Raw genomic sequence first — 26,740 nt, forward strand, 5'->3', positions numbered from 1 at the left:
TGCGACGGACGAGCGGCAGAGGACCGCGAGGGCCATCAGCACCGGGTTCCAGCGCCCGCCGATGCCGGGCAGGGTGCGAAACTGGGGCGATGGATTCCACACCGCGCTGTACGCCATCGGTCGCGCCGCGTGCCAGCCCGCGAACCTTGCCGAACAGCACCGATGGCGCCGCCAGCGGTCTGACCACCGGGACCTCCCAGTCGCCGCGCGCCGTCAGCGCTTAGAGCGAGCGGGCGACGAAGGGGGCGAAGCGCGGTCGCGAACTTCTGGGATCGAGCGCGCAGAGCGACAGGACCCGCTTCACAGTTTGCGAACCAGCGTCTCCGCCACGGCGATCCACGGCGGATCGTTGACGACTTCCTGCTTCTCCCCCGCCCCCGGGGGCAGCAGGCCGACCAGTCCGCCCTGCCGGTCGATCAGCCGCCCGAAAGCGAAGCGGCCGCCCTTGCGCGGGACCAGCACGTCGCGGTTGATCGCGCGGCTCGCGTCCTCCGGCGCCAGCTGGCGCAGCCAGATCTGGTCGCCGGGCAGATAGGGTCCGACTGCCGCGTGGACCGCCAGGACGGTGAGCGGGCCCTCGCCACCGAGCGTTCCCGCCTGCACGGCCTCCCTCGGCTGGGCCAGCGCCTCTGGCCCGCGCGGGCCGAGCTCGGCCACGATCATCGGCGCGACGCTTCCCTCCGACCGGACGAGGGTTTCGGGATCGACTCCCAGCGCCCGCGCGATCCGTTCCATCCAGACGAGGGAAATGTTCCTGGTGCCGGTCTCCAGCCGACCGATCGTCTGCGCCGTCGTCGGCGGGTTGCACGCCGCCGCCAGTTCGGCGAGCGTCCAGCCCTTGTCCTTGCGAATGGCGCGAATACGGTTGATCATAGCGCTGTCTCCTAACCGTTTTGGTAAAATCGCTTTCCTACACGAGGATGGGTTTGGCAAGGGCGCGCCGGCTAGACCCCACAGGAGAACGCTGCGCCATGAAACGCCACATCGTCGAACGAGAACTCACGCCAGAGGGGCCGCGACGCGGCGGAGCGGCCCGCGCCGGTCGGCGCAGCGTCGCGGTCAACGCGGCGGAATCGCCGCTCGCCTGGCTGCACGCGCGCGGTCACCTCGACGATCGGCTGTTCGAAGCGGGCGAGCGGCTGCGCGCCGATTACGAGCGCGCCCAGCTTTCGCCCTCGGTAACGATGCGCTGGGGCCCGGTCCGCATCCGGGGGGGCTCCAACGCGGGCCTCTCGCCGAGCGAGCGCCAGCTGGCGGCAAAGATGCGGTTCGACGGTGCGATCGCGCGAGCGGGCAGCGGTTTGGAGGATATCCTGTGGCGGGTGGTATGCGCCTGCGAGAGCCTGCCCGATGCCGAACGGGCGCTCACATGGCCGGCGCGCAGCGGGAAACTGGTTCTGCGGCTCGCGCTGGAACGCGTCGCGGACTTCTACCGGATCAGCGGGTAATAGCGCCCACGCGCTCGCGGTGATCGCGGCGCGCAAGCTTGCGCGCGGTCACCGCGAGCTGGACGAGGAACACCGCCATCATCAATCCCGCCACGCCGATGGCGACAAGGTCGAACAGGCTGAGGGGCCCCAGGACGTTGGCCATCGGTCCGGCGAAATACATGCTGATCGTCAGCGCGACCAGGAACACGCGGATCTCCGTCGGCCCGACCCCGCCATGCGTAAGCTCGAACTCGCCCCCCGCCTTCGCCAACAGGAAGGTGTAGGCGGCGAGCAGCAGGTAACCGATCACCCCCAGCAGTGCGTAGTTCATCGTTATGTAGGGGCTCAGGCCCAGCCCGCCGACCATCAGCAGCGAGCCCAGGCAATCGCAACTGTGGTCGATGAAATAGCCGTAGCGGGGCCGTTCGATCCCGCGCCATCGCGCGACGCTCCCATCCAGGGAATCGCCGAACCAGTGGACGAAATACCCGCCGACCGCGACCCACAGCCAGGCCGGGTCGAAGGTGCTAAGCGCATAGGACACGCCGATCACCAGCGCGGAAAAGAGCGCTAGCCAGGTCAGCACGTCAGGCGTTACCCATTGCGGCAGGCGGGGGCAGAGCCAGTTCAGCACCGCGCGTTCCGACCGGGTCAGGACGGATTGCTGGATGCGCGTGACACCCCCGCTTTCGGTTGTATGCCGTTTCATGCGGTCGCTACATCGGCGCTGCGGGCGGTGGGGGCAAGGGGTTTGTGACGAAAGCGGGGCGGTCAGGTGGCCGTTTGGAGACACTCGGCGACCCGTTTCCGTAGTGCGGGGAGCACTTCGCCCTCGAACCAGGGATGCTGGCGCATGAACAGTGTGCTGCGCCATGCGGGGTGGGGCAGGGGAATGTAGCGGGGCAGGAATTCGCGGAACCGCTCCACCCGGTCCGCCATGCGCCAGCGCCTCGTTTCGGGGAGATACGCCGCCTGCGCGTGGGCGCCGGCAAGCACGGTCAGTTCGATGTTTTCGAGGGTACGCCACACGCGCTCATGCCAGGTCGGCGCGCATTCCGGGCGGGGCGGCTTGTCCCCGCCGCTGGCCTTGCCGGGGTAGCAGAAACCCATCGATACGATCGCGAACAGCTCCGGATCGTGCAGCGTCTCGAACGAGACGCCGAGCCATTCGGCGAGCCGAACGCCGGACTTGTCGTCGAAGGCGAGGCCCGTTTCGTGCGTGATCCGCCCCGGGGCCTGCCCGATCACCGCGATCCGGCTGGTGGCGGAAAACTGCACGATCGGCTTTGGCCCCAGCGGCAAATGCGGGGCGCACAGGGTGCAGGCGCGGATTTCGCCCTTCAGCTGTTCGGCCGTGTCCCCGCTCACGCCTTCTCGACCTGCTCCGCCAGCATCAGCCAGCGTTCCTCGGCCGCGTCCTTCTCCTGCCGGGCGTTCTCCACGCCCTTGGAAATATTGGCGAAGCGCTGCGGATCGCTGGTGTAGAGATCGGGGTCGGACAGGATCGTCTCACCCTTGGCGATCGCAGCTTCCAGCTCCTCGATCCGCGCGGGCAGGATTTCGTAGTCGCGCTGGTCCTTGTAGGAGAGCTTGTTGGTGACCGGAGCCGGTGGTGGGGGCGGGGCGCTGTTCCCGGAGGTCGACGGTGCCGTTTTCCTGTTGGCGGTAACGCGCTCCTGTCGCTTGCGCTCCCAGTCCTCGTAGCCGCCCGCGACGACATCGACCTTGCCGCTGCCGTCGAGGCCCAGCGTCAGCGTGACCGTCCGGTCGAGGAAGTCGCGGTCGTGGCTGACGATCAGCACCGTGCCCTCGTAATCTGCAATCACCTCCTGCAGCAGGTCGAGCGTCTCGAGATCGAGATCGTTGGTCGGCTCGTCCAGCACCAGCAGATTGGATTTCCGGGCGAATTCGCGGGCCAGCAGCAGGCGGCTCTTCTCCCCGCCCGACAGGATGCCGACCTTGGTATCGACGATGCCGGGGTCGAACAGGAATTCCTTGAGATATCCTTGGACATGTTTGCGATTTCCTCGCACATCTATCCAGTCGCTGCCCTCGGCCAGAACCTGGCGCACGGTGCGGTCGGGCTCCATCACGCTGCGCTGTTGGTCGATCATCACCCCGCTGAGTTTATTGGAGATTTCGACCGTTCCGCCGTCGGGCGCGAGTTCGCCGGTCAACAGTTTGAGCAGTGTGGTCTTGCCCGCGCCGTTCGATCCGACGACACCGATCCGGTCGCCGCGCTGGATGCGCAGGTTGAACGGTTTGATGATCGTGCGATCGCCATACGACTTGGTGATATTCTCCGCGACGATGACGGATTTCGACTTGAAGTCCTCCTCCACCGCCAGCTTGAGCTTCGCCGCCCCTGCATCGGAGATCATCGCGGCCCGTGCCGCGCGCATCTTGTGCAGCGCCTCCAGCCGGCCCTGGTTGCGCTTGCGCCGCGCGGTGACCCCGCGTTCGAGCCAGTGCGCCTCGATCTTCAGCTTCGCGTCGAGCTTCTCAGCCGCGCGCGCTTCCTCGGCATAGACCTGCTCCTCCCATGCCTCGTAGCCGCCGAAACCGACCTCCTTGCGCCGCATGGTGCCGCGGTCCATCCACAGCGTAGCGCGGGTCAGGCGCTTCAGGAACGTGCGGTCGTGGCTGATGACGACGAACGCGCCCTTGTAGCGGTCCAGCCAGCTTTCCAGCCAGTCGATCGCCGCGAGGTCGAGATGGTTCGTCGGCTCGTCCATCAACAGCAGGTCGGGCTCCTGCGCCAGTGCCTTCGCGATCGCCGCGCGCCGCCGCTCCCCGCCGCTTGCACCGGCTGCCTTGCGGCTCATGTCGATGCCGAGCTGGCCGGCGATTGCCTCCACCTCGTGCTCGGCCGGGGCATGTTCGCCATCCAGCGCGAAATCCATCAGGGTGTCGAAACGGGCGACGTCCGGGTCCTGCTCCAGCAGCACGATGCGCGTACCTGGCTTCACCTTGCGGATCCCCCGATCGGGCTCGATCCGGTCGTTGATCAGGCGGAACAGCGTGGTCTTCCCCGCTCCGTTGCGCCCGATCAGCGCGAGCCGGTCGCGCGGACCGACATGGAGCGACAACTGCTCCTGGCTCGGCCCGCCGAACAGCCAGCGACCGCCCTGCTGCAGGCCGATTTCTTCGAGCGAGAGAATGGGAGGCTGTGCCATAGGTGGCGCGAGGTAGGCGCGCTGCCTTCGCGGAACAAGCCGGTTCAGCCGCGCGTAATCGCCGCGCGGCTCTTCTGGTCGCATCAGTTTTCCAAGGAGACGACCCGATATGCGCTATGTTCTGCCCCTCGCCGCCGCCGCGATGACGGTTGCCGCCGTCGCTCAACCCGCCGCCGCCGCGGACGTCACCATCCAGACGACGAACCCGGTGATAGAGCTGTCGGTATACGAGCAGGTCGAGGTCGAGCCCGATATCGTCACCATCGGTGCTGGAGTCTCCACGATGGCTCCGACGGCGGTCGCCGCCCTGCGACAGAATTCGGCGGACATGAAGAAGGTCATCGACCGGATCAAGGGACTGGGCGTGGCCCAGCGCGACATCCAGACGACCGGCATCAATCTGAATGCGCAATACGATTACGATCAGCAGAACCAGCGGCAGGTGTTTCGCGGCTATCAGGCGTCGAACCGCGTCAGTGTGAAGCTGCGCCAAATCCAGCGCGCGGGCGAAGTGCTGGACGCGCTGGTCGCGGCAGGGGCGACCGACCTTTCCGGACCCGATTTCTCGGTTGATGACGACACGGCGGCGAAGGCCGCGGCGCGGAAAAGCGCGCTCGAACGGGCGCAGCGCCAGGCGCTCGAATACGCCCGCTTCGCCGGCTATTCCAACGTCCGCCTGCTGCAGGTGAGCGAATCCATTACCGGCAACGGACCGCAGCCGCCGCGTCCGGTAATGGCGCAGGCCCGGATGGCGAGCGCGGAAAAAGCTCCTGTTCAGCCCGGCGTCGTCGGTACGGGGGTGAATGTCAGCCTGACCTACGAAATGGTGAAGTGAGTGGATCGGGCGCAAGTGTGAACGCTACCACTTGCGCCCATTCACAACGTATTCAATGCGTGTAAGCTAGCGCGGCAGAACGATGAAGATTGTCCTCCCCCTCTCGCTGGTGGCCGCGCTCGCCCTCACGTCCGTGGCCCCGTCGTTCGGTGCCGAGCCGCCGAGTGCGCAGGACGAGGCGCGCAAGGAAATGCGCGCGGGCAATATCCTGCCACGCCGCACGCTCGAAAACGCCGCCTTCGCCGCCATCGGCAAACCGATCTGCCGGCGGCGGGACGAGAGCAAGGCCGACAATTGCGTGGAGTATCTGGCGGGCGATTACGATTCCAGCGCCATGGCCTATCGCTTCAAATTCATTCAGGACGGTCATGTCATCTTCGTGGATGTCGACGCGCGCACAGGCCGGGTATTGCGCCGATCGCGCTGAAACCGGCCCGCGATTGACGCGTTGTCCGAAAAAGCGCCAAAGGGCGCGTCATCGTAACGGGGGACCTATCCGCATATGCGCATTCTGATCGTCGAAGACGAACCGACGCTGGGTCAGCAGCTCAAGAGCACGCTGGAGCAGACCGGCTACGCGGTGGACCTGTCCACCGATGGCGAGGATGGGCATTTCCTCGGCTCGACCGAGGATTACGATGCCGTGATCCTCGATCTCGGCCTGCCGGAGATCGACGGGCTTACCGTGCTGGGCATGTGGCGCAAGGAAGGGCGAACCTTCCCGGTGCTGGTGCTGACCGCGCGCGACAGCTGGTCCGACAAGGTCGCCGGGCTGGACGCCGGGGCGGACGATTACCTCGCCAAGCCGTTCCAGACCGAGGAGCTGATCGCGCGACTTCGGGCGCTGATCCGCCGCGCCTCCGGCAACACCTCCAGCGAACTGATCGCAGGCGACGTGCGTCTCGACACGCGGTCGGGCCGGGTCACGCTGAAGGGCGAACCGGTGAAGCTGACGGCGCAGGAATACAAGCTGCTCAGCTACCTGATGCATCACAAGGGCAAGGTCGTCAGCCGCACCGAGCTGATCGAGCATATCTACGACCAGGATTTCGATCGCGATTCCAATACGATCGAGGTGTTCGTGACGCGCATCCGCAAGAAGCTGGGTGCGGAGGTGATCACGACCATCCGTGGGCTGGGTTACAGCCTCGACGATCCCCAAGACAGTCCGCGCGCCTGACCGAGGGTGGTCCCGCGCTTTGGCTGCAGGAGGCGATAACGGGACGATAACATCGTCGGGGCCGCGAGACGCGGCTAATACGGGCAGCCTTGCCCGGCGCATGATGCTGATCTCCGCTGCGTGGATCGTGGTCCTGCTGCTCGGCGGCGGTATCGCGCTGGAGCGCACGCTGACCAGCCAGGTCCAATCCAATTTCGACGAGCAGTTGGAATATGTTCAGACCGCGCTGATCGCCTCGGCGGAAATCGATCCATACGGCGATGTCCGGTTCTACCGCACGTTGGGCGACCAGACGTTCCTGGAGCCCGATAGCGGGCGGTACTGGCAGATTTCCGGGCCTGGCAAGGAAAGCTACCCCAGCCGCAGCCTGTGGGATCGCAATCTGGAGGTTCGCGGCGGGCAGCCGGGCGACGATCCGGTCTTCTACAACAGCGATCAGTTTCCCAACGAACCGCTGCGCGTGGTGGAACGTCAGGTGGTGCTGCCCGACAGCGATACGGTGTGGACCTTCGCGGTCGCTTCGGCGCGCAACGATCTGGACGCGCAGATTCGCCGCATCCGTTCGATCCTGGTGTGGAGCTTCGCGGTACTCGGCCTCGGCCTGTTCGTCATGGCCGTGCTGCAGAGCTATTACGGATTGAGGCCGCTGCGCCGGGTTCGCGCCGCGATCGCCAAGATACGGTCCACCGGCAGCAACCGTGTCACCGAACCGCTGCCGCTGGAGGTGCAGCCCCTGGTCGACGAGCTGAACGCGTTGCTCGCCCATTCGGAGCGGCAGGCGGAAGAGGCACGCACCCATGCGGGCAATCTCGCCCATGCGCTGAAGACGCCACTGACCGTGATCAACAACGCCGCGACCGCGCAGGCACCCGATCTGGCGCAGACCGTCGTGCGCGAATCGCGCACGATGCGCCGCCATGTCGACCATCATCTCGCTCGCGCGCGCGCCGTCGGTCGGCGGGCGGTGGGGCATGCGCAGACCCCGGTTTGCGAAAGCGCCCAGGCGGTGTGTCGCGCGGTCGAACGGCTATACCCCGATGTCCGTTTCGATCTGGCCGGGAACAAGACCGCGCGCGTGGCGATCGAGCGGCAGGATCTGGACGAGATCATCGGCAATCTGGTCGAGAACGCGGCCAAGTATGGTGGCGGCAGCGTGTTCGTTACTCTCGATGCGGAAGGGCCGGGCGGTCCCTGCGTGGTATGGGTCGAGGACGATGGAACGGGCATCCCGGAAGCCGGGCGCGAGGGCATCTTCGATCGCGGCGCGCGGCTCGATACTGGGAAGCCGGGCACCGGCCTCGGGCTTGCCATCGTGCGCGACGTGGCCGAAATCTACGGCGGTTCCGTGGCGCTTGGGGAAAGCGAAGATCTAGGCGGGCTGCTGGTCCGTCTCAGCTTGCCGCGGGCCTGAACGCTCAGCCCTTATGTTTTGCGCTGGCTACGGTCAGCCGGAAGAAGCGGCGGTTGGTACTGGCGCGCGCCTGCGCTGCCGGATCGTCACCCAGGTCTCGGCCGTCCAGGTCCTCCAGGAAGCGCACGGCAACGGCATCCTCCTCGTGGCGGATCACCTCGACCAGCATGTCCAGAATATCGCATTGCAACAGCGCGTATTCGCCCAGTTCGAGCTCTTTCTGTGGGGTAAGCAGGGCCCCTTTGGCCGACATGTTGTCGATACGGCACAGGACCGTTCCGGTGCGGGTCACCAACTGCGCGGCATAGTCCAGCGATACCCGGACCGATCGGCGCGCCTCGACGGATAGGAGCGTTTCTGAGGAAGAGGTCATGACAGCTCTGCTGTGGGGAATAAGCCGCTTTCGAATTGTGCCACTCCACCTCCGGGGGATGTCGGGGGTGGCCGTTAGGGAACGCTCAACTTTGTAAGGTGTTATTTGTTAAAATCTCATTGAAGTCGTGCAAGCGGCCCGGAAGCGAGAAGAAACCTATGACCCGTCCGATCATCACGGCTACGCTGGCCGCCGCCGCTGCACTATCGCTGGGCGCCTGTTCGACATACGATCGCTATGGCTATCAGGGCGGATACTACTCTGACGGCTATTATGGCCGGGACGGATATGACGACCGTCGGGGCTATGACGATCGTTATGCTAAGACCCCGTATTACGGATACTACAGCGGCTATTACTATCCCGGCGCCGGAGATCACGTGTACGACAATCGCGGACGCCGATACCGGTGGAACGATCGCCAGCGGGATTACTGGATGTCCCGCCGCCCTCGTGGAGACTACCGATATCGGGAGAACTGGAGCGACTATCGCGGGCAGCGGTCCGACCGTGATCGCCGGTACGATCACCGCAACCGTACATATAGCGACTGAGTTTCCCGGCAGCGATACCAACGGTCGCAGGGGGGTGCGAAAGCCGCGCTTCAGACGTTCCGGTCGCGTGCCCGTTCGTGGTGGCGGATGACTTCCTCGATGATGAAACGCAGAAATTTTTCCGAAAATTCCGGATCGAGATGAGACTCTTCGGCCAATCGACGCAAGCGGGCGATCTGATCCCGTTCGCGGCCTGGATCGGCTGGCGGCAATGCGGCGCCTGCCTTGTACTCCCCGACCGCCTGCGTGATCCGGAAACGTTCGGCGAGCATGTGGATCAGCGCTGCGTCGATATTGTCGATCGACCGGCGATACCCCGCCAGGACCGGATCGGGCTCGGCGGCGGGCGCTTGCAGCGCAGCGGTGTCGGTCGGGTTTCTGGCCATGTCGCCCCCTTGCTAGCAGCAATCGCACCTTGCCAAGCGGCCACGCGCAGCCCATTGCCGCGCTGCAATGAGTGCCGAGATAATTCCCCTGCGCCAGCCCGATGGCGAGAGCGCGCCGACACTCGATCCGATGCTGGCGCTGACCGCGAGCGGCATGAACGCCGTCAACGCCGTCATTCTCGATCGGATGCAGAGCGAAATTCCGCTGATTCCGCGGCTTGCGGGACATCTGATCGCGGGTGGAGGCAAACGGTTGCGCCCGATGCTGACGCTCGCTGCCGCCGAACTGGTCGGTTATCAGGGGAACCGGCATCACAAGCTGGCCGCCGCGGTCGAGTTCATTCACACGGCGACCCTGCTGCACGACGATGTGGTCGACGGCAGCGAGATGCGCCGGGGCAAGGCGGCAGCCAACATCATCTTCGGCAATCCCGCCACCGTTCTGGTCGGCGACTTTCTCTTCAGCCGTAGCTTCGAGCTGATGACGGAAGATGGCAGCTTGAAGGTTCTCAAAATCCTTTCCGGTGCAAGTGCGGTCATCGCCGAGGGCGAGGTGGCGCAGCTGTCCGCCCAGCGCCGGATCGAGACGAGCGAGGAGCGCTACCTTCACATTATCGGCGCGAAGACGGCTGCGCTGTTCGCCGCCGCCAGCCGGATCGCTGCCGTAGTCGCGGAATGCGACGATGCGGAGGAGCGGGCGCTGGACGATTACGGGCGCAATCTGGGCATTGCGTTCCAGCTGGTCGACGACGCGATCGACTACGATTCCGACGCGGCGAAAATGGGCAAGGATCGCGGAGACGATTTCAGGGAGGGCAAGATGACCCTGCCGGTCATTCTGGCCTATTCGCGCGGCAACGAGGAAGAGCGCGAATTCTGGCGCGGCGCGATTCTGGGTCATCGCAGCTCGGATAGCGATCTCGACCATGCCGTGTCCTTGATCGCGAAGCACGATTGCCTGATCGACACGCGCGAGCGGGCCCGGCATTTCGCGCAGAGGGCGGCCGATGCGCTGGCGATTTTCCCCGACGGGCAGGCCCGTCGCGCGATGATCGAGGCGGTCCAGTTCGCGTTCTCGCGGGGCTATTGAGGCCGCCTCCCACGCCGGCGATTCGCGTATGAGCGAACTCCCGATCCACACCGTACTGCCCGAACTGCTCGCTGCCTTGCGCGATGGTCCGAACGCCGTGCTGGTCGCGCCACCGGGGGCGGGCAAGACCACCGCGGTGGCACCCGCGCTGCTAGGGGAGCCGTGGTGCGATGGCGAAATCCTGCTCCTGAGTCCCCGCCGGGTCGCGGCGCGCGCGGCGGCGGAGCGGATGGCCGAACTGCTCGGCGAGCGAGCGGGCGAGACGATCGGCTACGCGACCCGGCTCGACACGAAGCGGTCCGCGAAAACGCGCGTGACCGTGATGACAGAAGCGATCTTCGTGAACCGGATCGTCGACGACCCCGAACTGCCGGACGTCTCGGCCGTTCTGTTCGACGAGGCGCACGAACGACATCTCGACAGCGATCTTGGTCTTGCCCTTGCGCTCGAAAGCCAGGCCGTGCTGCGGCCCGACCTGCGCCTGCTGGTGATGTCCGCCACCATCGACGGCGCACGCTTTGCAAGCCTGCTCGGCGATGCACCGGTGATCGAGAGCGAGGGGCGTAGCTTTCCCCTGCGGATCGAATGGCTTGGCTCGGGTCCTTCGCAGCGGATCGAGGACGCAATGGGGGGTGCGATTGCGCTAGCCTGGCGCGCGGAGGAGGGCGACATTCTCGCATTTCTTCCAGGCGTTCGCGAAATCGAACGGGTGCGCGAGCGAGTGGAGATGCGGCTGAAGGATGCCCTTGTCCTGCCCCTGCACGGGCAGGTGGAGCCTGCGGCGCAGCGGGCGGCGATTCGGCGCGATCCCGACGGACGGCGGCGGATCGTGCTCGCAACCGCCATTGCCGAGACTTCGCTCACGCTCGATGGTGTCTCGGTCGTGGTCGACAGTGGTCTCGCGCGCCGGGCGATGTTTGATCGCGCGGCGGGAACGACGCATCTGGAAACGGTGCGCGCAAGCCAGGCCGCGGCGGCGCAGCGGGCTGGGCGGGCGGCGCGTCAGGGCCCCGGCATCGCCTACCGTCTGTGGGAAGAGGCCGGACATGCGGGGCGCCCACGCTTCGACGCGCCGGAAATCGAGATCTCCGACCTGGCGCCGATGCTGCTCGATCTGGCGCGCTGGGGCTCGGCGGATGCGGCGGCGCTGCAATGGCTCGATCCGCCGCCTCCCGCCGCGCTGGAAGCCGCGCGCAAGCAGCTGGCGGGGCTGGGCGCGCTCGACGCCGTGGGGCGGATCACGCCGCTGGGCGAACGCATCGCGCAATTGCCGCTCGACCCGCCGATGGCCGCAGCGGTGTTGTATGGTGCCGAGATGGGTTGCGCCGAGGCTGTCGCGCGGCTCGCTCTGCTGGCTCAGGAACGCGGGCTGGGCGGACGCGGCGAGGACCTGGGCGCCCGGCTGGCTCGCTGGAACGGCGAGCCAGCCGGGCGGGCGGAGGCGAGCCGCAAGCTGGCGGCGCGCTGGGCGGCGCTGGCGAAGCGGCTGGTCGAACCGTCGCAGGCTGGAACCCCGGCGCTGGCCTTGGCCCATGGACTGGCGGACAGGGTCGCGAAGCGGCGAGATCCATCCGGCGAACATTGGCTGAGCGCGGGCGGGCGCGGCTACGTGCTCGACCCTGCATCGCCGCTAGCGCGCGCCGAATGGCTCGTGGTATGCGACGCGCAAGGTCAGGCGAAGGGGGCGCGGATTACCGCAGCGCTCGCGCTGGAACCCGTCGATGTCGAGCAGGGACTGGCCGATCGGATCGAAACTCGCCGCATCCTGCGCTGGAATGAAAAGGAAGGGCGGATCGAAGCAAGGGTCGAGAGGCGGTTGGGCGCCATCGTGATCGCAAGCGGTCCCGACGAGGCGCCCGATCCGCAGGCCATGGTGGATATGCTTGTGGAAAAGGCAGTGGAACGGCTGGGGACGCTGTTGCCTCCCGATCTGCTCGCCCGCGCGAAGTTTGCCGGTGTGGACGCCTTGTCCGATCAGGCTCTCGCAGAACACGCGGATCTCTGGCTCGCTCCGCTGCTGCATGGTCGGCGGGAGTTGAAGGTGGGTGCGGGGCGATACGCCGAGGCCGCGCTCGGTCTGCTCGACTGGGATAAGCGCCAAAGGCTCGATCGGCTGGCGCCGCGCGCGTTTTCGTCCCCCGCCGGGACCAGCCACAGCATCGATTATACCGGCGAAGACGCGCCTTCGGTGGAGGTTCGGGTACAGGCGTTGTTCGGGCTGGAGCGACATCCCAAGATCGGCGACACGCCGCTATTGCTCAAGCTGACCAGTCCGGCAGGCCGACCGATTCAGGCGACCCGCGACCTGCCCGGCTTCTGGCGGGGAAGCTGGGCCGATGTGCGCAAGGACATGAAGGGGCGCTATCCCAAACATCGCTGGCCGGACGAACCCTGGGCCGAGAAGCCGAGCTTGAAAACGAAGAACGCCTTTTCAAAAACCAGCGAATGACTTACCGGAAGACGGGTCACCGCAGGGGACCCGCCAGCGCGACCGCGCGGCGCGGCCACTGCTGCGCAGCCAGTGGGCCGGATGGCCCGCGCCCGGCGATTGAGGGTCATTAGACGAATGTCAGCACGTATCTTCCAGCGACCGAAAAGCGCGATGCAGTCGGGCAAGGCCCGGATCAGCGAATGGGTGCTCGAATTCGAGCAGTCGGAGGCGCGGCGCCCCGACCCCCTGATGGGCTGGACCGGCAGCGGCGACACGCAGGCGCAGGTGCAACTGACCTTTCCGAGCAAGGAGGAGGCGCAGGCCTACGCCGCGCAATACGGCATCCCCGCGCGCGTGATGGCGACCCCTCCCAAGCGACTGAAGCTGCAGGCTTACGCCGATAATTTCAGGTAGGGTCCAGAGCTCGCCCTCGCTGCCCTAAGCGAAGGAGCGGTAGAGGGGCACCATCCCGGCTTGAAAAGCCTCTCGCGCTCCGCCATATGCCCGCCCGGGAGTCGGGTGGACGTTTGCGTTCACTCACCGGGTCAGGTCCGGAAGGAAGCAGCCCAGGTGGATTGCGGCGGGTCGCTCGGCTCCTTTTTCATGGCAGTATCGGATGACATGCAGCGCGGAATCGAATTCCGTGGCGAACCGTGCGCCCATGCATGACAAGCGGGCGGGGAGCGCCTAACTCTTGATGCATGGGTGATTCACCGGACGATACGGGCGCGCCGCCGTGGGAGGCGGACGAAGCGCAGGACGAGGGTCCGAGTGCCGAGGAGCTGGAGGCTGCGGGGCAGTCCGCCATGTTCGGCGATGCACCGGCCGACGATGTGCCGCCGCCACCGGTCGATCCGAAGCCGGAGGCGCCGGCGGGAACGCCCGCGCAGCCCTATCGCGTGCTGGCGCGCAAATATCGCCCGCAGACCTTCAGCCAGCTGATCGGTCAGGATGCAATGGTCCGCACGCTCGCCAACGCGATCGAGCGGGATCGGCTGGCCCATGCCTTCCTGATGACCGGCGTGCGCGGGGTGGGCAAGACCTCGACCGCACGGCTGATCGCGAAGGCGCTCAATTGCATCGGACCGGACGGGAACGGCGGCCCGACGATCGACCCGTGCGGCGTGTGCGAGCCCTGCGTCGCCATCGCGGAGGGGCGCCATATCGACGTGCAGGAGATGGACGCCGCGAGCCATACCGGCATCGACGACGTGCGCGAAATTATCGAGGCGGTGCGCTATGCCGCCGTCTCCGCCCGCTACAAGATTTACATCATCGACGAGGTTCACATGCTGTCGAAGGCGGCCTTCAACGGGCTGCTGAAGACGCTGGAGGAACCGCCGCCGCACGTGAAGTTCCTGTTCGCGACGACCGAGGTCGAGAAGCTGCCCGTGACGGTCCTCAGCCGGACCCAGCGTTTCGACCTGCGCCGTATCCCTACGTCAACGTTGCAGGAGCATTTCGGCTGGATCTGCGAGCAGGAAGGGGTCGAGGCAGAGGACGAGGCGCTGGCCATGGTTGCCGCCGCGGCGGAAGGTTCGGTGCGCGATGGGCTATCCATCCTCGATCAAGCGATCGCCCATGCCGATCTCGACGCCGATGGCAAGGTGACGGCGGCACGGGTGCGCGACATGCTGGGCCTGGCCGACAAGGGAGCGCAGCGGCGGCTGCTGGGTACGATCCTGAACGGCGAGCCGCGCGCGCTGTTGGCGGCGGTGGCCGACCAGTATGCGCTGGGGGTGGAGCCACTCGCGCTGATGCGCGCGCTGATGGAGGTGGTGCATCGCATCACCGTCGCTCAACTGGGCGAGGATTTGCCCGATGCCACCAGCGAGGAGGAGCGGGCCGATCTGGTCGCTTGGGCGGGGCGTCTTTCCGCCGGTCAGCTCCACCGGATGTGGCAGATGCTGCTGAAGGGATACGAAGAGGTACGCCTCGCGCCCGATCCTCTCGTCAGCGCGCAGATGGCGCTGTTGCGCCTGCTTCATGCGCAGGAGATACCTGATCCGGGCGAGCTGGCGCGCCGGTTGGAGACGATCGCTAGCGGCGCGGCTCAGGCTCGGGCAAATCCCGCTTCGGGTGGGGAAGGAAGTGCTTCGGCGGAGGCCGTCCCGATCGCGCCCGCCGCGATCGACTTCCCGCAGCTCGTTCGCCAGGTCGAGGACGCGGGCGATCAGCTGGTCGCCAGTTTCATGCGCCTGCAGTTGCGGGTGATCGAATGCGTGCCCGGCCAGTTGGTCTTTTCGCGCGCGGAACATTTCACCGACGATATCGCCCCGCAATTGCGGGCCGCGCTCTATGCCGCGACCGGGCAGCGGTGGCAGGTCGAGGAGCGCAGAGGGGTGGACGCTCCACCGAGCATGGTGGAACGCGAGGAAGCCGAGGCTCGTTCTCTCAAGGACGAGATCGAGCGCAATACCCTGGTGCAGGCGGTCAAATCCGCTTTCCCCGGCGCGGAACTCATTACGGAACAGGATGACGCACCCTCGAACGGGCGCGCGCAATGGAGTGCAAACGCATGAAATCGATGGAAGAAATGATCCAGGCTGCGCAGCAGGCGGCGGAAACGATCCAGAGCCAGATGGGCGAAGCGCAGGCCAAGCTCGACGCGATCGAGGTGGAAGGCACCGCAGGTGGCGGCCTCGTAAAGATCCGCTGCACCGCGAAGGGCCGTATCCTTGGGGTGAACATCGACGACAGCCTGATGAAGCCCGAAGAAAAACAGATGCTGGAAGATTTGGTCACCGCCGCCTTCAACGACGCACGGGGCAAGGCGGACCGGGTCTCGAACGAGGAAATGCAGAAGATCCAGAGCGGTATCGGTCTGCCGCCGGGATTCAATCTTCCTGGCATGGGGTAATCTTCGCTTACCGTTCGTCGGAGGAGAGTTTCGATGGCTGTTCTGGGAATCGGCGGGGTGTTTTTCCGGGCGCATAATCCGGAGGCGCTGTCGGAATGGTATCGCAAACACCTTGGAGTAGGGCCGGGGTGCTCGGCTGACGCGGAGGCCGCGGCGGACGAGTGGATGTGGCAGGCGCAGGGCGGCCCGGTGGTCTTCGCTCCGTTCGCGGCCGACACGGATTACTTCGCGGCGGACAAGCAGGTGATGCTCAATTTTCGTGTCGACGACATCGCCGGAATGATCGCGAGCCTCCAGGATGCTGGCATCGCGGTTGAGACGCGCGCCGAATGGGATCAGCTGGAAACCGGGCGCTTCGCCCGCATCCACGATCCCGAAGGCAACCCGATCGAACTGTGGCAGCCGCCGGCAAGCTAGCTCCACAGCTATGCGCCGGGTAGCTGTTGCGGGCTGCGGCGGCTCTCCCCATATCCTGTGAAAGGCGCCGCCGGAGAGCGGCAGCCATGGACGGATATGACGAACATGAACCAGCTTTTCCCCCTCCTTCCCCTGCGCGACATCGTGGTGTTTCCCGGCATGGTCGTGCCGCTCTTCGTGGGCCGCGACAAATCGGTGGCCGCGCTCGAGGCGGCGATGGAAGGCGACAAGGACATTTTCCTGCTCTCGCAGCTCGATCCGGGCTGCGACGATCCCGCCCGCGACGACCTGTACGACATGGGCGTGATCGCGCATGTCCTGCAATTGCTGAAGCTGCCCGACGGCACCGTGCGCGTCCTCGTCGAAGGGCGCGAGCGCGCGCGTATTGAAGCTTTCCATATCGAAGGCGACATGGTCGTCGCCGACGTCGCCACGGTCGACAGCGAAACCGTTTCGGGAAGCGAAGTGACCGCGCTGATGCGCACGGTGACCGAGCAGTTCGCCGATTACGCGAAGCTCAACAAGAAGCTGGGCGACGAGGCGAGCGAGGAACTGGCGGAGATCGACGATGCGGGCCAGCTTGCCGATGCGGTGTCCGCGGCGGTCAACGGCAAGGTTGCCGACAAGCAGGCGCTGCTGACCGAGCCCGATCCGCGCAAGCGGCTGGAAATGGTCCTCTCCTTCATGGAGGGCGAGCTGTCCGTGCTGCAGGTGGAGCGCAAGATCCGCGGCCGCGTGAAGCGGCAGATGGAGAAGACGCAGCGCGAGTATTACCTCAACGAGCAGATGAAGGCGATCCAGAACGAGCTGGGCGGCGGCGACGGCGAGGGCGACGAACTGGCCGAGCTGACCGAGAAGATCGAACAGACCAAACTGTCCAAGGAAGCGCGCGAGAAGGCCAACGCCGAGCTCAAGAAGTTGAAGGCTATGCAGCCGATGAGCGCCGAGGCGACCGTCATCCGCAACTATCTCGACGTCCTGCTCGGCCTGCCGTGGGGCAAGAAGAGCAAGCTGAAGAAGGACATCGCGACCGCGCAGAAGGTCCTTGATGAGGATCACTACGCGCTCGACAAGGTGAAGGACCGGATCGTCGAATATCTTGCGGTCCAGGCGCGGACCAACAAGTTGAAGGGGCCGATCCTGTGCCTCGTCGGCCCTCCCGGCGTGGGCAAGACCAGCCTGGGCAAGTCGATCGCCCGCGCGACAGGCCGCGAGTTCGTGCGCCAGTCGCTAGGCGGCGTGCGCGATGAGGCGGAGATCCGCGGCCACCGGCGCACCTATATCGGCAGCCTGCCGGGCAAGATCGTCAAGAACCTCACCAAGGCGGGTAAGTCGAACCCCCTGTTCCTGCTCGACGAGATCGACAAGCTGGGCCAGGATTTCCGCGGCGACCCGGCCAGCGCGCTGCTGGAAGTGCTCGATCCGGAACAGAACGCGAAGTTCCAGGATCATTATCTGGAGCTCGACATCGATCTGTCGAACGTCATGTTCGTGTGCACCGCCAACAGCCTCAACCTGCCCCAGCCGCTGCTCGACCGGATGGAAATCATCCGGCTGGAAGGATATACGGAAGACGAGAAGGTCGAGATCGCGCAGCGTCACCTGCTGGCGAAGCAGGTGGAGGACCACGGGTTGAAGCCCGAGGAGTTCGAGCTGACCGAAGCCGGTCTGCGGGATCTCATCCGCTATTATACCCGCGAGGCGGGCGTCCGTACGCTGGAGCGCGAGATCGCGCGCCTGTGCCGCAAGTCCCTGCGCCGTATCCTCGAAAGCGACGCGACCAGCGTCACGATCACGCCCGACAACCTCTCCGAGTTCGCAGGGGTGCGCAAGTTCAAGCACGGCATGGGCGAGGAGGAAGCGCAGATCGGCGCCGTGACCGGCCTCGCCTGGACCGAAGTCGGCGGCGAGTTGCTCACCATCGAGAGCGTCACGACGCCGGGCAAGGGCGAGATCAAGACCACCGGCAAGCTGGGCGAGGTGATGAACGAAAGCGTCGCCGCCGCCTTCAGCTTCGTGAAGGCCCGGGCCCCCCATTACGGGATCAAGCCGAGCATCTTCCAACGCAAGAACATCCATATCCACCTGCCCGAAGGCGCGGTGCCGAAGGACGGGCCGAGCGCGGGCGTGGGCATGGTCACCTCGATCGTATCGACTCTCACCGGAATAGCGGTGCGCCCCGATGTCGCGATGACGGGCGAGGTAACCCTGCGCGGCCGTGTGCTCGCTATCGGGGGGCTCAAGGAGAAACTGCTCGCGGCGCTACGCGGCGGGATCAAGCTGGTGCTGATCCCGGAGGAGAACGTGAAGGATCTCGCCGAGATACCCGAGAACGTGAAGGAAGGTCTCGAAATCCGACCGGTTTCGCATGTGGACCAGGTGCTGGAGCTGGCGCTGACCGCGCAACCGGTGCCGATCGAATGGACCGAGGCGGACGATCTGGCGAGTCAGCCCGCGGCGGGCGGCGGCGTGGGCGAACTCTCTCCGACCGCGCATTGATGGTGCGACGCCCGATGCTGCATCCGTTCGGGCGTCCGCCGCACTTTTTGGCCGTTCCAGCGGGTTTTGCTTTGACAGCGTAGGGCAAAGGGTCTCCAATCCGCGGTCTTCGCGCAAGCGATTCCCGTGATTCAAAAGATGCACACCATACGAAAGAGGGGGTTTTCCGAATGAACAAGAATGAACTCATCGGCGCCGTCGCCGACTCCAGCGGTCTGTCCAAGAACGACGCATCCAGCGCTGTCGAGAGCGTGTTCGACACGATCCAGGGTGCCCTGTCGAAGGGTGACGAAGTTCGCCTGGTCGGCTTCGGTACGTTCTCCGTGGCGAAGCGCAAGGCTTCCACCGGACGCAACCCGCGCACTGGCGAGCCGATGACGATCAAGGCTTCCAACCAGCCGAAGTTCAAGGCCGGCAAGGGTCTGAAGGACGCGGTCAACTAAGACAGCGCGTTCGTATCCGCATGCCGGCAGGTGGGACCGGCCGGATGCGAAAAGGAATTTCGGCCTCGTCCGCAGATTTGCGGGCGGGGCCTTTTCTTTTTCTGCGCTATTCGGTCGGTTGGCGCGCGCTTATGGCGTAAAGAGCGACTGCCGCCGCGTTGGACACGTTCAGGCTTTCCATCGCTTCGGCGATCGGCAGCCGGGCGAGCGCGTCGCAATGTTCGCCGATATTGTGCCGCATGCCTTCGCCCTCGGCACCCAGCACCAATGCCACACGGTTACCGGTGGGAAGCGCCTCCGCCAGCGTCATTTCCGCCTCGCCGGCCAGTCCCACGCGCCAGTATCCTGCGTCCGCCAGTTCGTCGAGCGCGCGTGCAAGATTGACCACGCGCACCCAGGGGACCAGCTCCAGAGCGCCCGACGCCGACTTTCCGACCACGCCGGATTCCGGTGGCGCGTGCCGGTCCTGCGTTACCAGCGCCGCTGCGCCGAACGCCGCCGCCGAGCGCAGGATCGCGCCGACATTGTGCGGGTCGGTGACCTGGTCGAGCACCACCACCGGTCCTTCGCGCTCTTCGAGGGCGTCCGAGAGGTGGAGGTCGGGCAAGGGCTCGCATTCCAGCACCAGACCCTGATGCGGCGCGTCGCGGGCAACCAGACGTGCCAGATCCTGGACGTCGGCATGTTCGACCGGGAAATCGGGCGGCAGTTCGCCATCGAGCGATTCGATTCCTTCGCGGGTGGCCCACAGCTTGCGATGGACCCGGTCCGGATTCTTCAGCGCCGCCTCGACCGCGTGTCGGCCCCATAGCCGGACATTGCCGCCGCCAGCCCGCCCGCTGCCGCGCCCGTTCTGATTGCGCCCCGCGCGTCCGCGCAGCGCCCGCTTGCGCTCACCTTTGGCCATGTTCGTGTCCACCATGTCGTATCATGCGGCACGCCCTGCCAGCGCAACCATTGACAGGCAAGCGAGCCTTCGCCAAAGGGGCGCCTCTCGGCAAGCGGCCGCCCCCGGGCATGCCGCAATTCCCGCGGAAACCGTGCAGTGGACAGGTGGCCGAGTGGTTAAAGGCAGCAGACTGTAAATCTGCCCGCGCAAGCGTACGCTGGTTCGAATCCAGCCCTGTCCACCACCGGCCTTTCTCAGAACATCCCCGAAAAGCCCTAGAAATCGCAGAAAACCAAGGGTATTCTGCTTTCCGGTGGCCGCCCCTGTTCGCTGCTATTTGCCTGCAACCGGCAGTGAGTGTCGGGAAGGTGTGGGGAAGGTGTGGGGAAGGAGGTGGGCTTCCCCACACTATGGCTCTCTCAATTGGCCTCCAGAAATGTGGGGAACAAGAATGGGTAAACTTACAGCAGTGGCGGTCAAGGCTGCCTTGGCGAATCCGGGCACCTATCAGGACGGCGAGGGTCTTTTTCTGAAAGTCGGAAAAACTGGCGCGGCTTCCTGGCTTTTGCGACTCCAGCGAGATGGCAAGCGACAAGACATTGGTCTGGGTAGTGCGAAGCTGGTGACATTGGCTGAAGCGCGCGCGAAGGCCGCCGAACTCCGCAAGGCGGTGAAGGTCGAGAAACGCGACGTGCTGACCGAGCGCAAGGACGAGGAAGCTGCCAAGGTTACCTTCCGTGAAGCTGCCACCCAGTATCATTCCGAGAACGAGGCAGGCTGGAAAAGTGATGTCTATGGTCGCCAGTGGCTGGCCAGTCTGGAAAACTACGCGTTCCCGAAACTGGGCGATATGACGACCGGTGGGATCACCGCTGCCGACATCATCGGGGTGCTCACGCCGATCTGGCAGGAAATCCCGGAAACAGCCCGCCAGGTCCGCAACCGGATTTGCGCCGTCCTCGACTACTCCCACGCCAAGGGTTGGCGCTCTACGGAAGCTCCATCGGGCAACAGCAGCCTGAAAGCGGGGCGAGGGCTGCCCCGGCAGGTCAAGAAACCGGCAAACCGTAAGGCTATGCCATACGTGGCGGTTCCTTCATTCCTGACCGCACTACGGCGCAAGCCATCCTATTCGCGTCTCGCGCTCGACCTCCTCATTCTGACTGGCGTGCGCTCGCAGGAAGTGCGGCTCGCGAAATGGAACGAATTCGATCTGGACCAGCGACTGTGGACGATACCCGCAGAGCACATGAAACGCAGCAGGGCGCACATCGTGCCGCTTTCAGAAGCGGCGATGGCGGTTCTTGTGAAGGCGGACGCAATGCGGCTTGAGGGAGCCGAAGTGGTATTCCCCGGCATGACGGGAAAGGCGATGTCCAACATGACGCTACTCAAGGTTATGCGGGATATGCAGGAGCCCTTCCACGTCCACGGTTTCCGCTCCAGCTTTACCGACTGGGCGGCGAACGAAGGCTTCCCCAATGCGGTTGTCGAGGCCGCGCTGGCGCACAAGACACCAGACGCGGTGCAGGCCGCCTATCGCCGCACGACCTATCTCGGCACATCGGACAATCCCGGCGCGCGTGTGAAACTCATGGAGGCTTGGGGAAACTATTGCGCGGGCAATACCACTCAATAGCTATCTACGGAGCATTCACGTACCGGGAGGTCTGCAAGCGGTACCCGATGTGTTGGCTTACTGCGAACTCCGTCGTGTTGCGCGCAGAATTCGTTTACCCTCGACGCGGACAAGGAGAAGGTCGTCTTGGGTGACAATGCGAGCATGTGCATCAGGGATTCTTATCGCTCCAAGCCGCAACAATGACTCTTGGATGTCGCTTTCCCGAGAGAAAATCGTTTGGAAGCCCTGTTTCCAGAGATTCTTTTTTCGGATGATCCTTACATAATCCGTGAAGTCAGCGAAGTGGATTAGCGGCGCGTCCGACTCTCCATTCGCAAGTGCCTTCTCTCTTTTTGCGACCCACTCGTCGCGCATGTTGTTGGGAAGCGCAGTCCGCTCCCAATTTTCACCCTCAAGGGCTACGAGCACATCAACGATCAAATTGCGAAGTTCACGCTCGATCCGGCGAAGGGCGCGGAAGATCTCGACAGCAATCTCCTCTGATTCTTCGCTCTCGTCCACCGGGCAGATATCGGTGACCTCAAGGACTTCCTCGAAGCCCTCCGCGGGAAAGTCGACTAGCGCGGCGTCGTATCCCGTATCGCGGTAAAAGGTCTGACGGACGATTGGATCAGCGAGTAGTTGCTCATCAGGCAGTGTGAGATCGCGCCAATCCCCAAATGAAGCCCTAAGCGAAGACGCTAGGCTCTCGTCAAATGGACTGATCTTGTTAAGTGCAGTCCCGATCTCAGCCAGTCTGGCAAGAGCGGAGGCTGATGCGGACTCGGCTTCAATCCGTATGAGCGGAGATTGTATGCGACTGATAGCAGCTGAGATCGAAGTTGCCTGTTGATGAAGGGAGCCGAATGCCTCGTTCATCGCTTTCGAAATCTTGTCTACTTCGGCTCGCTGATAGGCCGCTATTGCGGATAGTGGCTCCGACAAACCGCGCTGCATTCGCTCGCCATGTTCGGAGATTGCGCGGAGCGAGTGAGCATAGTCTTGTCCGATTGGCTCCCACGCTTTTTCGAGAGCCATCCTGGCCGAAATGGCTTCCTCTGCCCTTTGCATGATAGCTGAGGCTCCGCCCGCTTGTTCGACAAGCGATCGAGCGACGTTGCCACGCTCAATTATGGACTCCACACCACCAGCGGCAGAAATGAGGTTGGCGACTGAGTCGCGGCCCGCAGCCAATTTGGACAACCTGTCACTTGGCCCGAGCGCATCTTTGAATAGCCGATCACGCTCACGTTGTTCGCGAAGAATCCGGTCTACAGTGCTCTCAAGAGGGAATCGGGTCATGGCTTATTGATAGGGTCCCAGAGGTGCTGTGCAAGAAATCCCGAGGCTATTTCTCGATAAAGCTTCGGGGATGAATCAAGGAGCAACTCGAATTGAACAGCTGACTGGCTCTTCTGATTTCCGCGCCTGCTCACTGCAACGGTCCAAGGCCTCGCGATTCTCAGTAAGGATACGCTGCGCTTTCGCCAACTCCTCCCATCCTTCGGGATTCTGCGACCGGATCAATCGGATGCCTGCTTCCACAATGCTCGGTTCGCCAACCGCTTTGCGAGCCATTCGTTCGGGCCAACGCCAGCTTTCAGGCATGGCGCGCGCGATGGTGCCGGGCAGGATCGACCATAGCAACATACCGGCAGCCAACCCCATTGCTGCAAAGCGCCATGTTTGGCGCTTCTGTTCGTGCTCGGCGCGGACACGCCCGACCATAGCGCTGAGCTGCGTGGCGGCGCTGTCAAAGTCCCTGCGGCCCTGCCGGAACAGGTCGCTGGTATCACGCTGCATGTCGTGAGAGGCGCGCTTGATCTGAACTGCAATGTCTTCCGGGGTCAGTTCGATGGCAGGTTTGCTTCCGATTGCGGTCAACGTCTTGGAGACCTGCGCCAGCTGCTCGGCCATTTGGCCGAGCGTAGCCGTGTAGTCCGGGATCACGATGTCGGCTCGCTCTCTGGCCATGTTCTGAACCGTATGGCGCACCATCGCCAGCTCGCCTTCAAGGCGAGAGAAGGCTTCCGTCGCGGGATCGGGCTCTTCCGCTGCGTCCAGTTCCGGTTTCGGCTGCGGTGCGGGCGGTTCCTCGACTTCGAGGTCCAGTTGCACTTCTTCGATGTGGTTGTCTTCCATGTCGTTTCTCCTAAATGCCCATGTCGAAAGCACGGGTGCGCTCGCGGGTCAGAGTTGCGGTGAGTTCGTTTGCGATGTTGCGTTCGGGCTTCGGATCGATGCCGAGTTCGCGGGTTTTGCCACGCAGCAGGCCTTCGACCTGCGGATCGCGTTCAAGCGCCTTCGCCAGCTCGGTCAGTTTTGCCGACACGCGGGCTGCGCCTGCCAGATCGCCTTGCTGCTCAAGCTGCTTGCGTGCGGCGCTCAGTCCTTGCCAATCGCTGACAAAGCGCTCGGATCGCAGCGCCGGATCGGTGCGCACTGCGGCCTCTTTGCTCATGGCGCGCATGGCATCCTGGCTGCGCCCACCAGCAGCCTCTGCAATCAGCTCAGGGCTTCGATCCAGCGCCTTGGCAAGATCGGTGGCGGCATGGGGCCGGATCGCTTCGAGTGCTCTACCTGCCTTCTCAAGCGCGTCCCTCTGGTGCGGGAGCACGGGCAAGCCCCGGGCCTGCATCGTGCCGATATCGCCAAGCGCACGGGCATAGCGTTCGACCGTACGGCGCTGGTCGTTCTGCGTGTTTGCCTGTGTTGGAAGCGGTTCAAGCTGGTGGGCCTGCGGACGAAAGTTCCCGAAGATGGATTTCGCCTTCTCCGGCACCAGCCGAACCAGCTCCACAATCCGCTCGCGGAAGCTGATGCCGCGCAGTTCGGCGAAGGCCTGCTCGGGCTCGTAGTCGCTCGCCATATCCTTCCCGCGCTCACGGCCGAGAGCGCGGACAAGCTTGGACTGGTCGGCAAAGTCATCGCGTCCATAGTGTAGAGCCAGACCGTCGCGATGGCGCGACATAGCGACATAGGCCGAATGGCTGTCCATGCCCGGAGTGGCGAGCACATGGGTGCGGTCCACCGTCATGCCCTGCGCCTTGTGTATCGTGGCCGCGTAGCCATGATCGATGTGGGCATAATCCTTGGTCTCGAACGCGACTTCGCGGCCATCGTCGGTGCGCACCGCCATGCGTTGAGCGCTGGCCATTGCGGCTGTGCCCAGCGTGCCGTTCTTGACCCCAAGCCCACGCTCGTTGCGCAAGAAGATGATGCGGTCGCGTGACGCAAACTGGCGCACGCCGCGCGCTGCCTTGATCGTTGCGTCGGCTCCCAGTGCGCCAGCCTCGCGCATCTTCTCGCGCGCCATTGTATTCAGCTCGCGGACCTCGTCATTGGTGTGGGTAAGGATGATCCGGCTGTCGCCGGGGCTGTCCTGCCGTCCCTGATCCCAGCGTTCGATTAGCTCTGTCCGCGCGCCCTCGCGCGTGTCGGCGGCATGGACCATGCCGCGTTCTTCGTAAGTGCGGATTGCTTCGCCGGTGCGACCCGTAGCAAGCTGCCTGGTGGTATCCTGCTGCCACGCGGAAAGCTGACGGCGGACCTCGCTGATTTCGACCCCGCCGTGGCGTTCGTGGATCGCCCGGAAGGCTGCGCCTGCTTCAATGGCCTGAAGCTGCTGCTGGTCGCCAACCAGGACAACTTTCGCACCGGCCTTGGCGGCATGGGAAAGCACGCGCTCCATCTGGCGCGTGCCGACCATGCCCGCTTCGTCGATGACGAAGACATCCTTGGCAGTGAGCTGCTCGCGCCCCTTGCCCCATTGATGCTCAAGGCTGGCGATGGTGCGCGATGCAATGCCGGAGCCGTTCTCCAGACCCTCGGCGGCAATGCCGGAAAGGGCTGCGCCGCGCACAGTGTAGCCTGCGCTTTCCCATGCCTCACGCGCCACGCCCAGCATGGCGCTTTTGCCGGTTCCGGCATAGCCAACGACCACGGCAAGACCGCCTTTCTTCGTCACATGCTCGAACGCGGATTTCTGCTCGCCCGAGAGCACCAGACCGCGCTTCGCCGCACTGACGAACGCAGCGTTGCGCTGCACGTCACTGACGCCATGCTTAGTGCGCGCGGCCATCGAAACTGCGGCGCGATGTAGGCGCTGTTCGGTCTCGATCATTGCGCGCGACGTGAACCGATCCTGCCCGCGTCCGTCCTTACCCAAGACGATCAAGTCGGGTGATGCGCGCACCGCCTTGTAGGCCGCGTCGAACTGATCCTTGCCGTCGCTGTGCCGATGAACGAAGGCCGCAATGTCGCGCCTGGTAAATGTCGCTTGCTGGTGCGTGACGGCATCCAAGGCCAACGCGGGATCGGCGATGATCCGTTCGCCATTGCGCTGTGCGATCGCGCGGTGTTCCTCGATCCGCTCTGCTTCAAGCCCGCGACCGCCAATGCGCGAAGCTGCGGGACCGATCTTGTCCTGCGGTTCCAGCGCAATGCCTTGCGCTTCTAGGCTGCGATGATCGATCCGCGCGTCAATGTCGCGTTCCGCTAGCGCGCGATTGACGTGGTTGGCCCAGCGCTCGCGCCATTGTTCGATCAGCGCAGTCTTGTTCCAGTCACGAACCTTTGCACCAAAACCGTCTTTCGTGACCTCACGCATGGTCAGCATGACATGCGCGTGCGGCTTGGCCTTGCCGTCCTCGCCAATATCCCAATGGACATTGAGATCGGCGATCATGCCCTTCTCGACGAACTCCGCTTTCACGAACTCGCGTGCCAGCTTGACGTTGTCTTTCTTCGATAGCTCGCGGGGCAAAGCGAACTCGACCTCGCGGGCGAGCTGGGCGTCCTGGCGCTTCTCGGCGGCCTCGACCGCGTTCCACAGGGTGGCGCGGTCGGCGAAGGCTTCGGGCGCGCCCTTGGGCAGCATCACTTCGGAATGAAGAACGCCTGCCTTGTTGGTGAAATCGTGGGTTCTGTCGATGCGTCCGTCGTGCAGTCGCTCGCCCGCACGATAGGCTGCCGCCGCCACGGCACTTCGTCCGCTCGACCTTCCGATGACCTTTGCGCTGAAGTGAAAGATTGCCATGACGGCAATCCAGTTACACTCCAAACGCAACGTCGGCACGACGTATAAGCGCGCCCTCTCATGATAAAATCCTGATCGGGACTAGGCGGTATCACACTGTCCCGGCT

The 26,740-nt window shown here is 64.6% G+C and carries 25 protein-coding genes, 1 tRNA gene and 1 other RNA gene; 17 read left to right on the forward strand and 10 right to left on the reverse strand.

Translation table 11 applies throughout. The features are described from left to right. Positions 1-300 precede the first annotated feature (300 nt). Positions 301-873 carry a helix-turn-helix domain-containing protein gene (locus tag F7D01_RS11680; RefSeq protein WP_215227716.1) on the reverse strand — a complete coding sequence of 191 codons (573 nt, stop codon included), beginning with the start codon at positions 871-873 and terminating at the stop codon, positions 301-303. 98 nt (positions 874-971) lie between these two features. Between F7D01_RS11680 and F7D01_RS11685 the strand changes: the two genes are divergently transcribed. Beyond that, complete coding sequence (locus F7D01_RS11685; protein ID WP_215227717.1) at positions 972-1,448, forward strand: DUF6456 domain-containing protein; 477 nt, start codon at positions 972-974, stop codon at positions 1,446-1,448. Here the strand turns inward: F7D01_RS11685 and F7D01_RS11690 are convergent. The 3 genes from F7D01_RS11690 to F7D01_RS11700 all read right to left on the reverse strand — a co-directional run bounded on the left by F7D01_RS11690 (position 1,438) and on the right by F7D01_RS11700 (position 4,606). Continuing rightward, positions 1,438-2,139, reverse strand: a complete 702-nt coding sequence (locus F7D01_RS11690) for a CDP-alcohol phosphatidyltransferase family protein (protein WP_215227718.1) — start codon at positions 2,137-2,139, stop codon at positions 1,438-1,440. The genes F7D01_RS11685 and F7D01_RS11690 overlap by 11 nt on opposite strands. A 62-nt stretch (positions 2,140-2,201) precedes the next feature. After that, positions 2,202-2,798 carry a uracil-DNA glycosylase family protein gene (locus tag F7D01_RS11695; protein ID WP_251566798.1) on the reverse strand — a complete coding sequence of 199 codons (597 nt, stop codon included), beginning with the start codon at positions 2,796-2,798 and terminating at the stop codon, positions 2,202-2,204. Further along, positions 2,795-4,606, reverse strand: a complete 1,812-nt coding sequence (locus F7D01_RS11700; protein ID WP_215227719.1) for an ABC-F family ATP-binding cassette domain-containing protein — start codon at positions 4,604-4,606, stop codon at positions 2,795-2,797. The genes F7D01_RS11695 and F7D01_RS11700 overlap by 4 nt, the downstream gene beginning before the upstream one ends. Before the next feature lie 109 nt (positions 4,607-4,715). Here F7D01_RS11700 and F7D01_RS11705 point away from each other — a divergent pair, with 109 nt between their 5' ends. From F7D01_RS11705 to F7D01_RS11720, 4 genes are all read left to right on the forward strand, one after another. Then, the gene (locus tag F7D01_RS11705) at positions 4,716-5,441 is read left to right on the forward strand and encodes an SIMPL domain-containing protein (RefSeq protein ID WP_215227720.1); all 726 of its coding nucleotides are present in this window, start codon (positions 4,716-4,718) and stop codon (positions 5,439-5,441) included. Between the two features lie 82 nt (positions 5,442-5,523). After that, positions 5,524-5,868 (forward strand): PepSY domain-containing protein, encoded by a 345-nt coding sequence (locus tag F7D01_RS11710; protein ID WP_215227721.1) that lies wholly within the window; start codon positions 5,524-5,526, stop codon positions 5,866-5,868. Positions 5,869-5,943: 75 nt separating this feature from the next. Further along, positions 5,944-6,621, forward strand: a complete 678-nt coding sequence (locus F7D01_RS11715; RefSeq protein WP_215227722.1) for a response regulator transcription factor — start codon at positions 5,944-5,946, stop codon at positions 6,619-6,621. Next, positions 6,572-8,032, forward strand: coding sequence for a sensor histidine kinase (locus F7D01_RS11720; RefSeq protein WP_371819602.1), 1,461 nt, complete (start codon positions 6,572-6,574; stop codon positions 8,030-8,032). The genes F7D01_RS11715 and F7D01_RS11720 overlap by 50 nt, the downstream gene beginning before the upstream one ends. A gap of 4 nt (positions 8,033-8,036) precedes the next feature. On the opposite strand, the gene F7D01_RS11725 is transcribed toward F7D01_RS11720, so the two are convergent. Beyond that, positions 8,037-8,405, reverse strand: a complete 369-nt coding sequence (locus tag F7D01_RS11725) for a PilZ domain-containing protein (RefSeq protein ID WP_215227724.1) — start codon at positions 8,403-8,405, stop codon at positions 8,037-8,039. Between the two features lie 158 nt (positions 8,406-8,563). Here F7D01_RS11725 and F7D01_RS11730 point away from each other — a divergent pair, with 158 nt between their 5' ends. Next, positions 8,564-8,959 (forward strand): hypothetical protein, encoded by a 396-nt coding sequence (locus F7D01_RS11730; RefSeq protein WP_251566799.1) that lies wholly within the window; start codon positions 8,564-8,566, stop codon positions 8,957-8,959. A gap of 50 nt (positions 8,960-9,009) precedes the next feature. Here the strand turns inward: F7D01_RS11730 and F7D01_RS11735 are convergent, their stop codons facing one another. After that, positions 9,010-9,345 carry a chorismate mutase gene (locus F7D01_RS11735; protein ID WP_215227725.1) on the reverse strand — a complete coding sequence of 112 codons (336 nt, stop codon included), beginning with the start codon at positions 9,343-9,345 and terminating at the stop codon, positions 9,010-9,012. A gap of 67 nt (positions 9,346-9,412) precedes the next feature. On the opposite strand from F7D01_RS11735, the gene F7D01_RS11740 reads away from it, so the two are divergent. The 9 genes from F7D01_RS11740 to F7D01_RS11780 all read left to right on the forward strand — a co-directional run bounded on the left by F7D01_RS11740 (position 9,413) and on the right by F7D01_RS11780 (position 19,085). Beyond that, the gene (locus F7D01_RS11740; protein ID WP_215227726.1) at positions 9,413-10,435 is read left to right on the forward strand and encodes a polyprenyl synthetase family protein; all 1,023 of its coding nucleotides are present in this window, start codon (positions 9,413-9,415) and stop codon (positions 10,433-10,435) included. A gap of 28 nt (positions 10,436-10,463) precedes the next feature. Further along, a complete protein-coding gene (gene hrpB / locus F7D01_RS11745; RefSeq protein WP_215227727.1) occupies positions 10,464-12,884 on the forward strand; it encodes an ATP-dependent helicase HrpB in 2,421 nt (806 codons plus the stop codon). Between the two features lie 117 nt (positions 12,885-13,001). Then, positions 13,002-13,280: an ETC complex I subunit gene (locus F7D01_RS11750; protein ID WP_215227728.1), complete on the forward strand. Its 279-nt coding sequence runs from the start codon at positions 13,002-13,004 to the stop codon at positions 13,278-13,280. Positions 13,281-13,374: 94 nt separating this feature from the next. Next, an RNA gene (gene ffs / locus F7D01_RS11755) (signal recognition particle sRNA small type) lies at positions 13,375-13,469 on the forward strand. Between the two features lie 98 nt (positions 13,470-13,567). Further along, positions 13,568-15,388, forward strand: coding sequence for a DNA polymerase III subunit gamma/tau (locus tag F7D01_RS11760; protein WP_215227729.1), 1,821 nt, complete (start codon positions 13,568-13,570; stop codon positions 15,386-15,388). Continuing rightward, the gene (locus F7D01_RS11765; protein WP_215227730.1) at positions 15,385-15,726 is read left to right on the forward strand and encodes a YbaB/EbfC family nucleoid-associated protein; all 342 of its coding nucleotides are present in this window, start codon (positions 15,385-15,387) and stop codon (positions 15,724-15,726) included. Before F7D01_RS11760 ends, F7D01_RS11765 begins: the two co-directional genes overlap by 4 nt. 33 nt (positions 15,727-15,759) lie before the next feature. Next, the gene (locus F7D01_RS11770) at positions 15,760-16,143 is read left to right on the forward strand and encodes a VOC family protein (protein WP_215227731.1); all 384 of its coding nucleotides are present in this window, start codon (positions 15,760-15,762) and stop codon (positions 16,141-16,143) included. A gap of 105 nt (positions 16,144-16,248) precedes the next feature. After that, the gene (gene lon, locus F7D01_RS11775; RefSeq protein WP_215227732.1) at positions 16,249-18,642 is read left to right on the forward strand and encodes an endopeptidase La; all 2,394 of its coding nucleotides are present in this window, start codon (positions 16,249-16,251) and stop codon (positions 18,640-18,642) included. A 170-nt stretch (positions 18,643-18,812) separates the two neighbouring features. Continuing rightward, on the forward strand, positions 18,813-19,085 hold the full coding sequence (locus F7D01_RS11780; RefSeq protein ID WP_215227733.1) for an HU family DNA-binding protein: 273 nt from the start codon (positions 18,813-18,815) through the stop codon (positions 19,083-19,085). Positions 19,086-19,191: 106 nt separating this feature from the next. On the opposite strand, the gene rlmB is transcribed toward F7D01_RS11780, so the two are convergent. Continuing rightward, positions 19,192-19,992 (reverse strand): 23S rRNA (guanosine(2251)-2'-O)-methyltransferase RlmB, encoded by an 801-nt coding sequence (gene rlmB / locus F7D01_RS11785; RefSeq protein WP_215229792.1) that lies wholly within the window; start codon positions 19,990-19,992, stop codon positions 19,192-19,194. A gap of 140 nt (positions 19,993-20,132) precedes the next feature. Here rlmB and F7D01_RS11790 point away from each other — a divergent pair. Next, a tRNA-Tyr gene (locus F7D01_RS11790) sits at positions 20,133-20,218 on the forward strand. 207 nt (positions 20,219-20,425) lie between these two features. Next, positions 20,426-21,613: a site-specific integrase gene (locus tag F7D01_RS11795; protein ID WP_215227734.1), complete on the forward strand. Its 1,188-nt coding sequence runs from the start codon at positions 20,426-20,428 to the stop codon at positions 21,611-21,613. Positions 21,614-21,670: 57 nt separating this feature from the next. Here F7D01_RS11795 and F7D01_RS11800 read toward each other — a convergent pair whose 3' ends face one another. The 3 genes from F7D01_RS11800 to traA all read right to left on the reverse strand — a co-directional run bounded on the left by F7D01_RS11800 (position 21,671) and on the right by traA (position 26,633). Next, positions 21,671-22,897, reverse strand: coding sequence for a hypothetical protein (locus F7D01_RS11800; RefSeq protein ID WP_215227735.1), 1,227 nt, complete (start codon positions 22,895-22,897; stop codon positions 21,671-21,673). 75 nt (positions 22,898-22,972) lie between these two features. Next, entirely contained in the window at positions 22,973-23,737 is a 765-nt protein-coding gene (locus F7D01_RS11805) for a DUF6118 family protein (protein WP_215227736.1), read from the reverse strand. A 10-nt stretch (positions 23,738-23,747) separates the two neighbouring features. Continuing rightward, a complete protein-coding gene (traA, locus tag F7D01_RS11810; protein WP_215227737.1) occupies positions 23,748-26,633 on the reverse strand; it encodes a Ti-type conjugative transfer relaxase TraA in 2,886 nt (961 codons plus the stop codon). Positions 26,634-26,740 lie beyond the last annotated feature (107 nt).

The sequence above is a fragment of the Erythrobacter sp. 3-20A1M genome, from assembly GCF_018636735.1.
Taxonomy (GTDB): Bacteria; Pseudomonadota; Alphaproteobacteria; order Sphingomonadales; family Sphingomonadaceae; genus Alteriqipengyuania.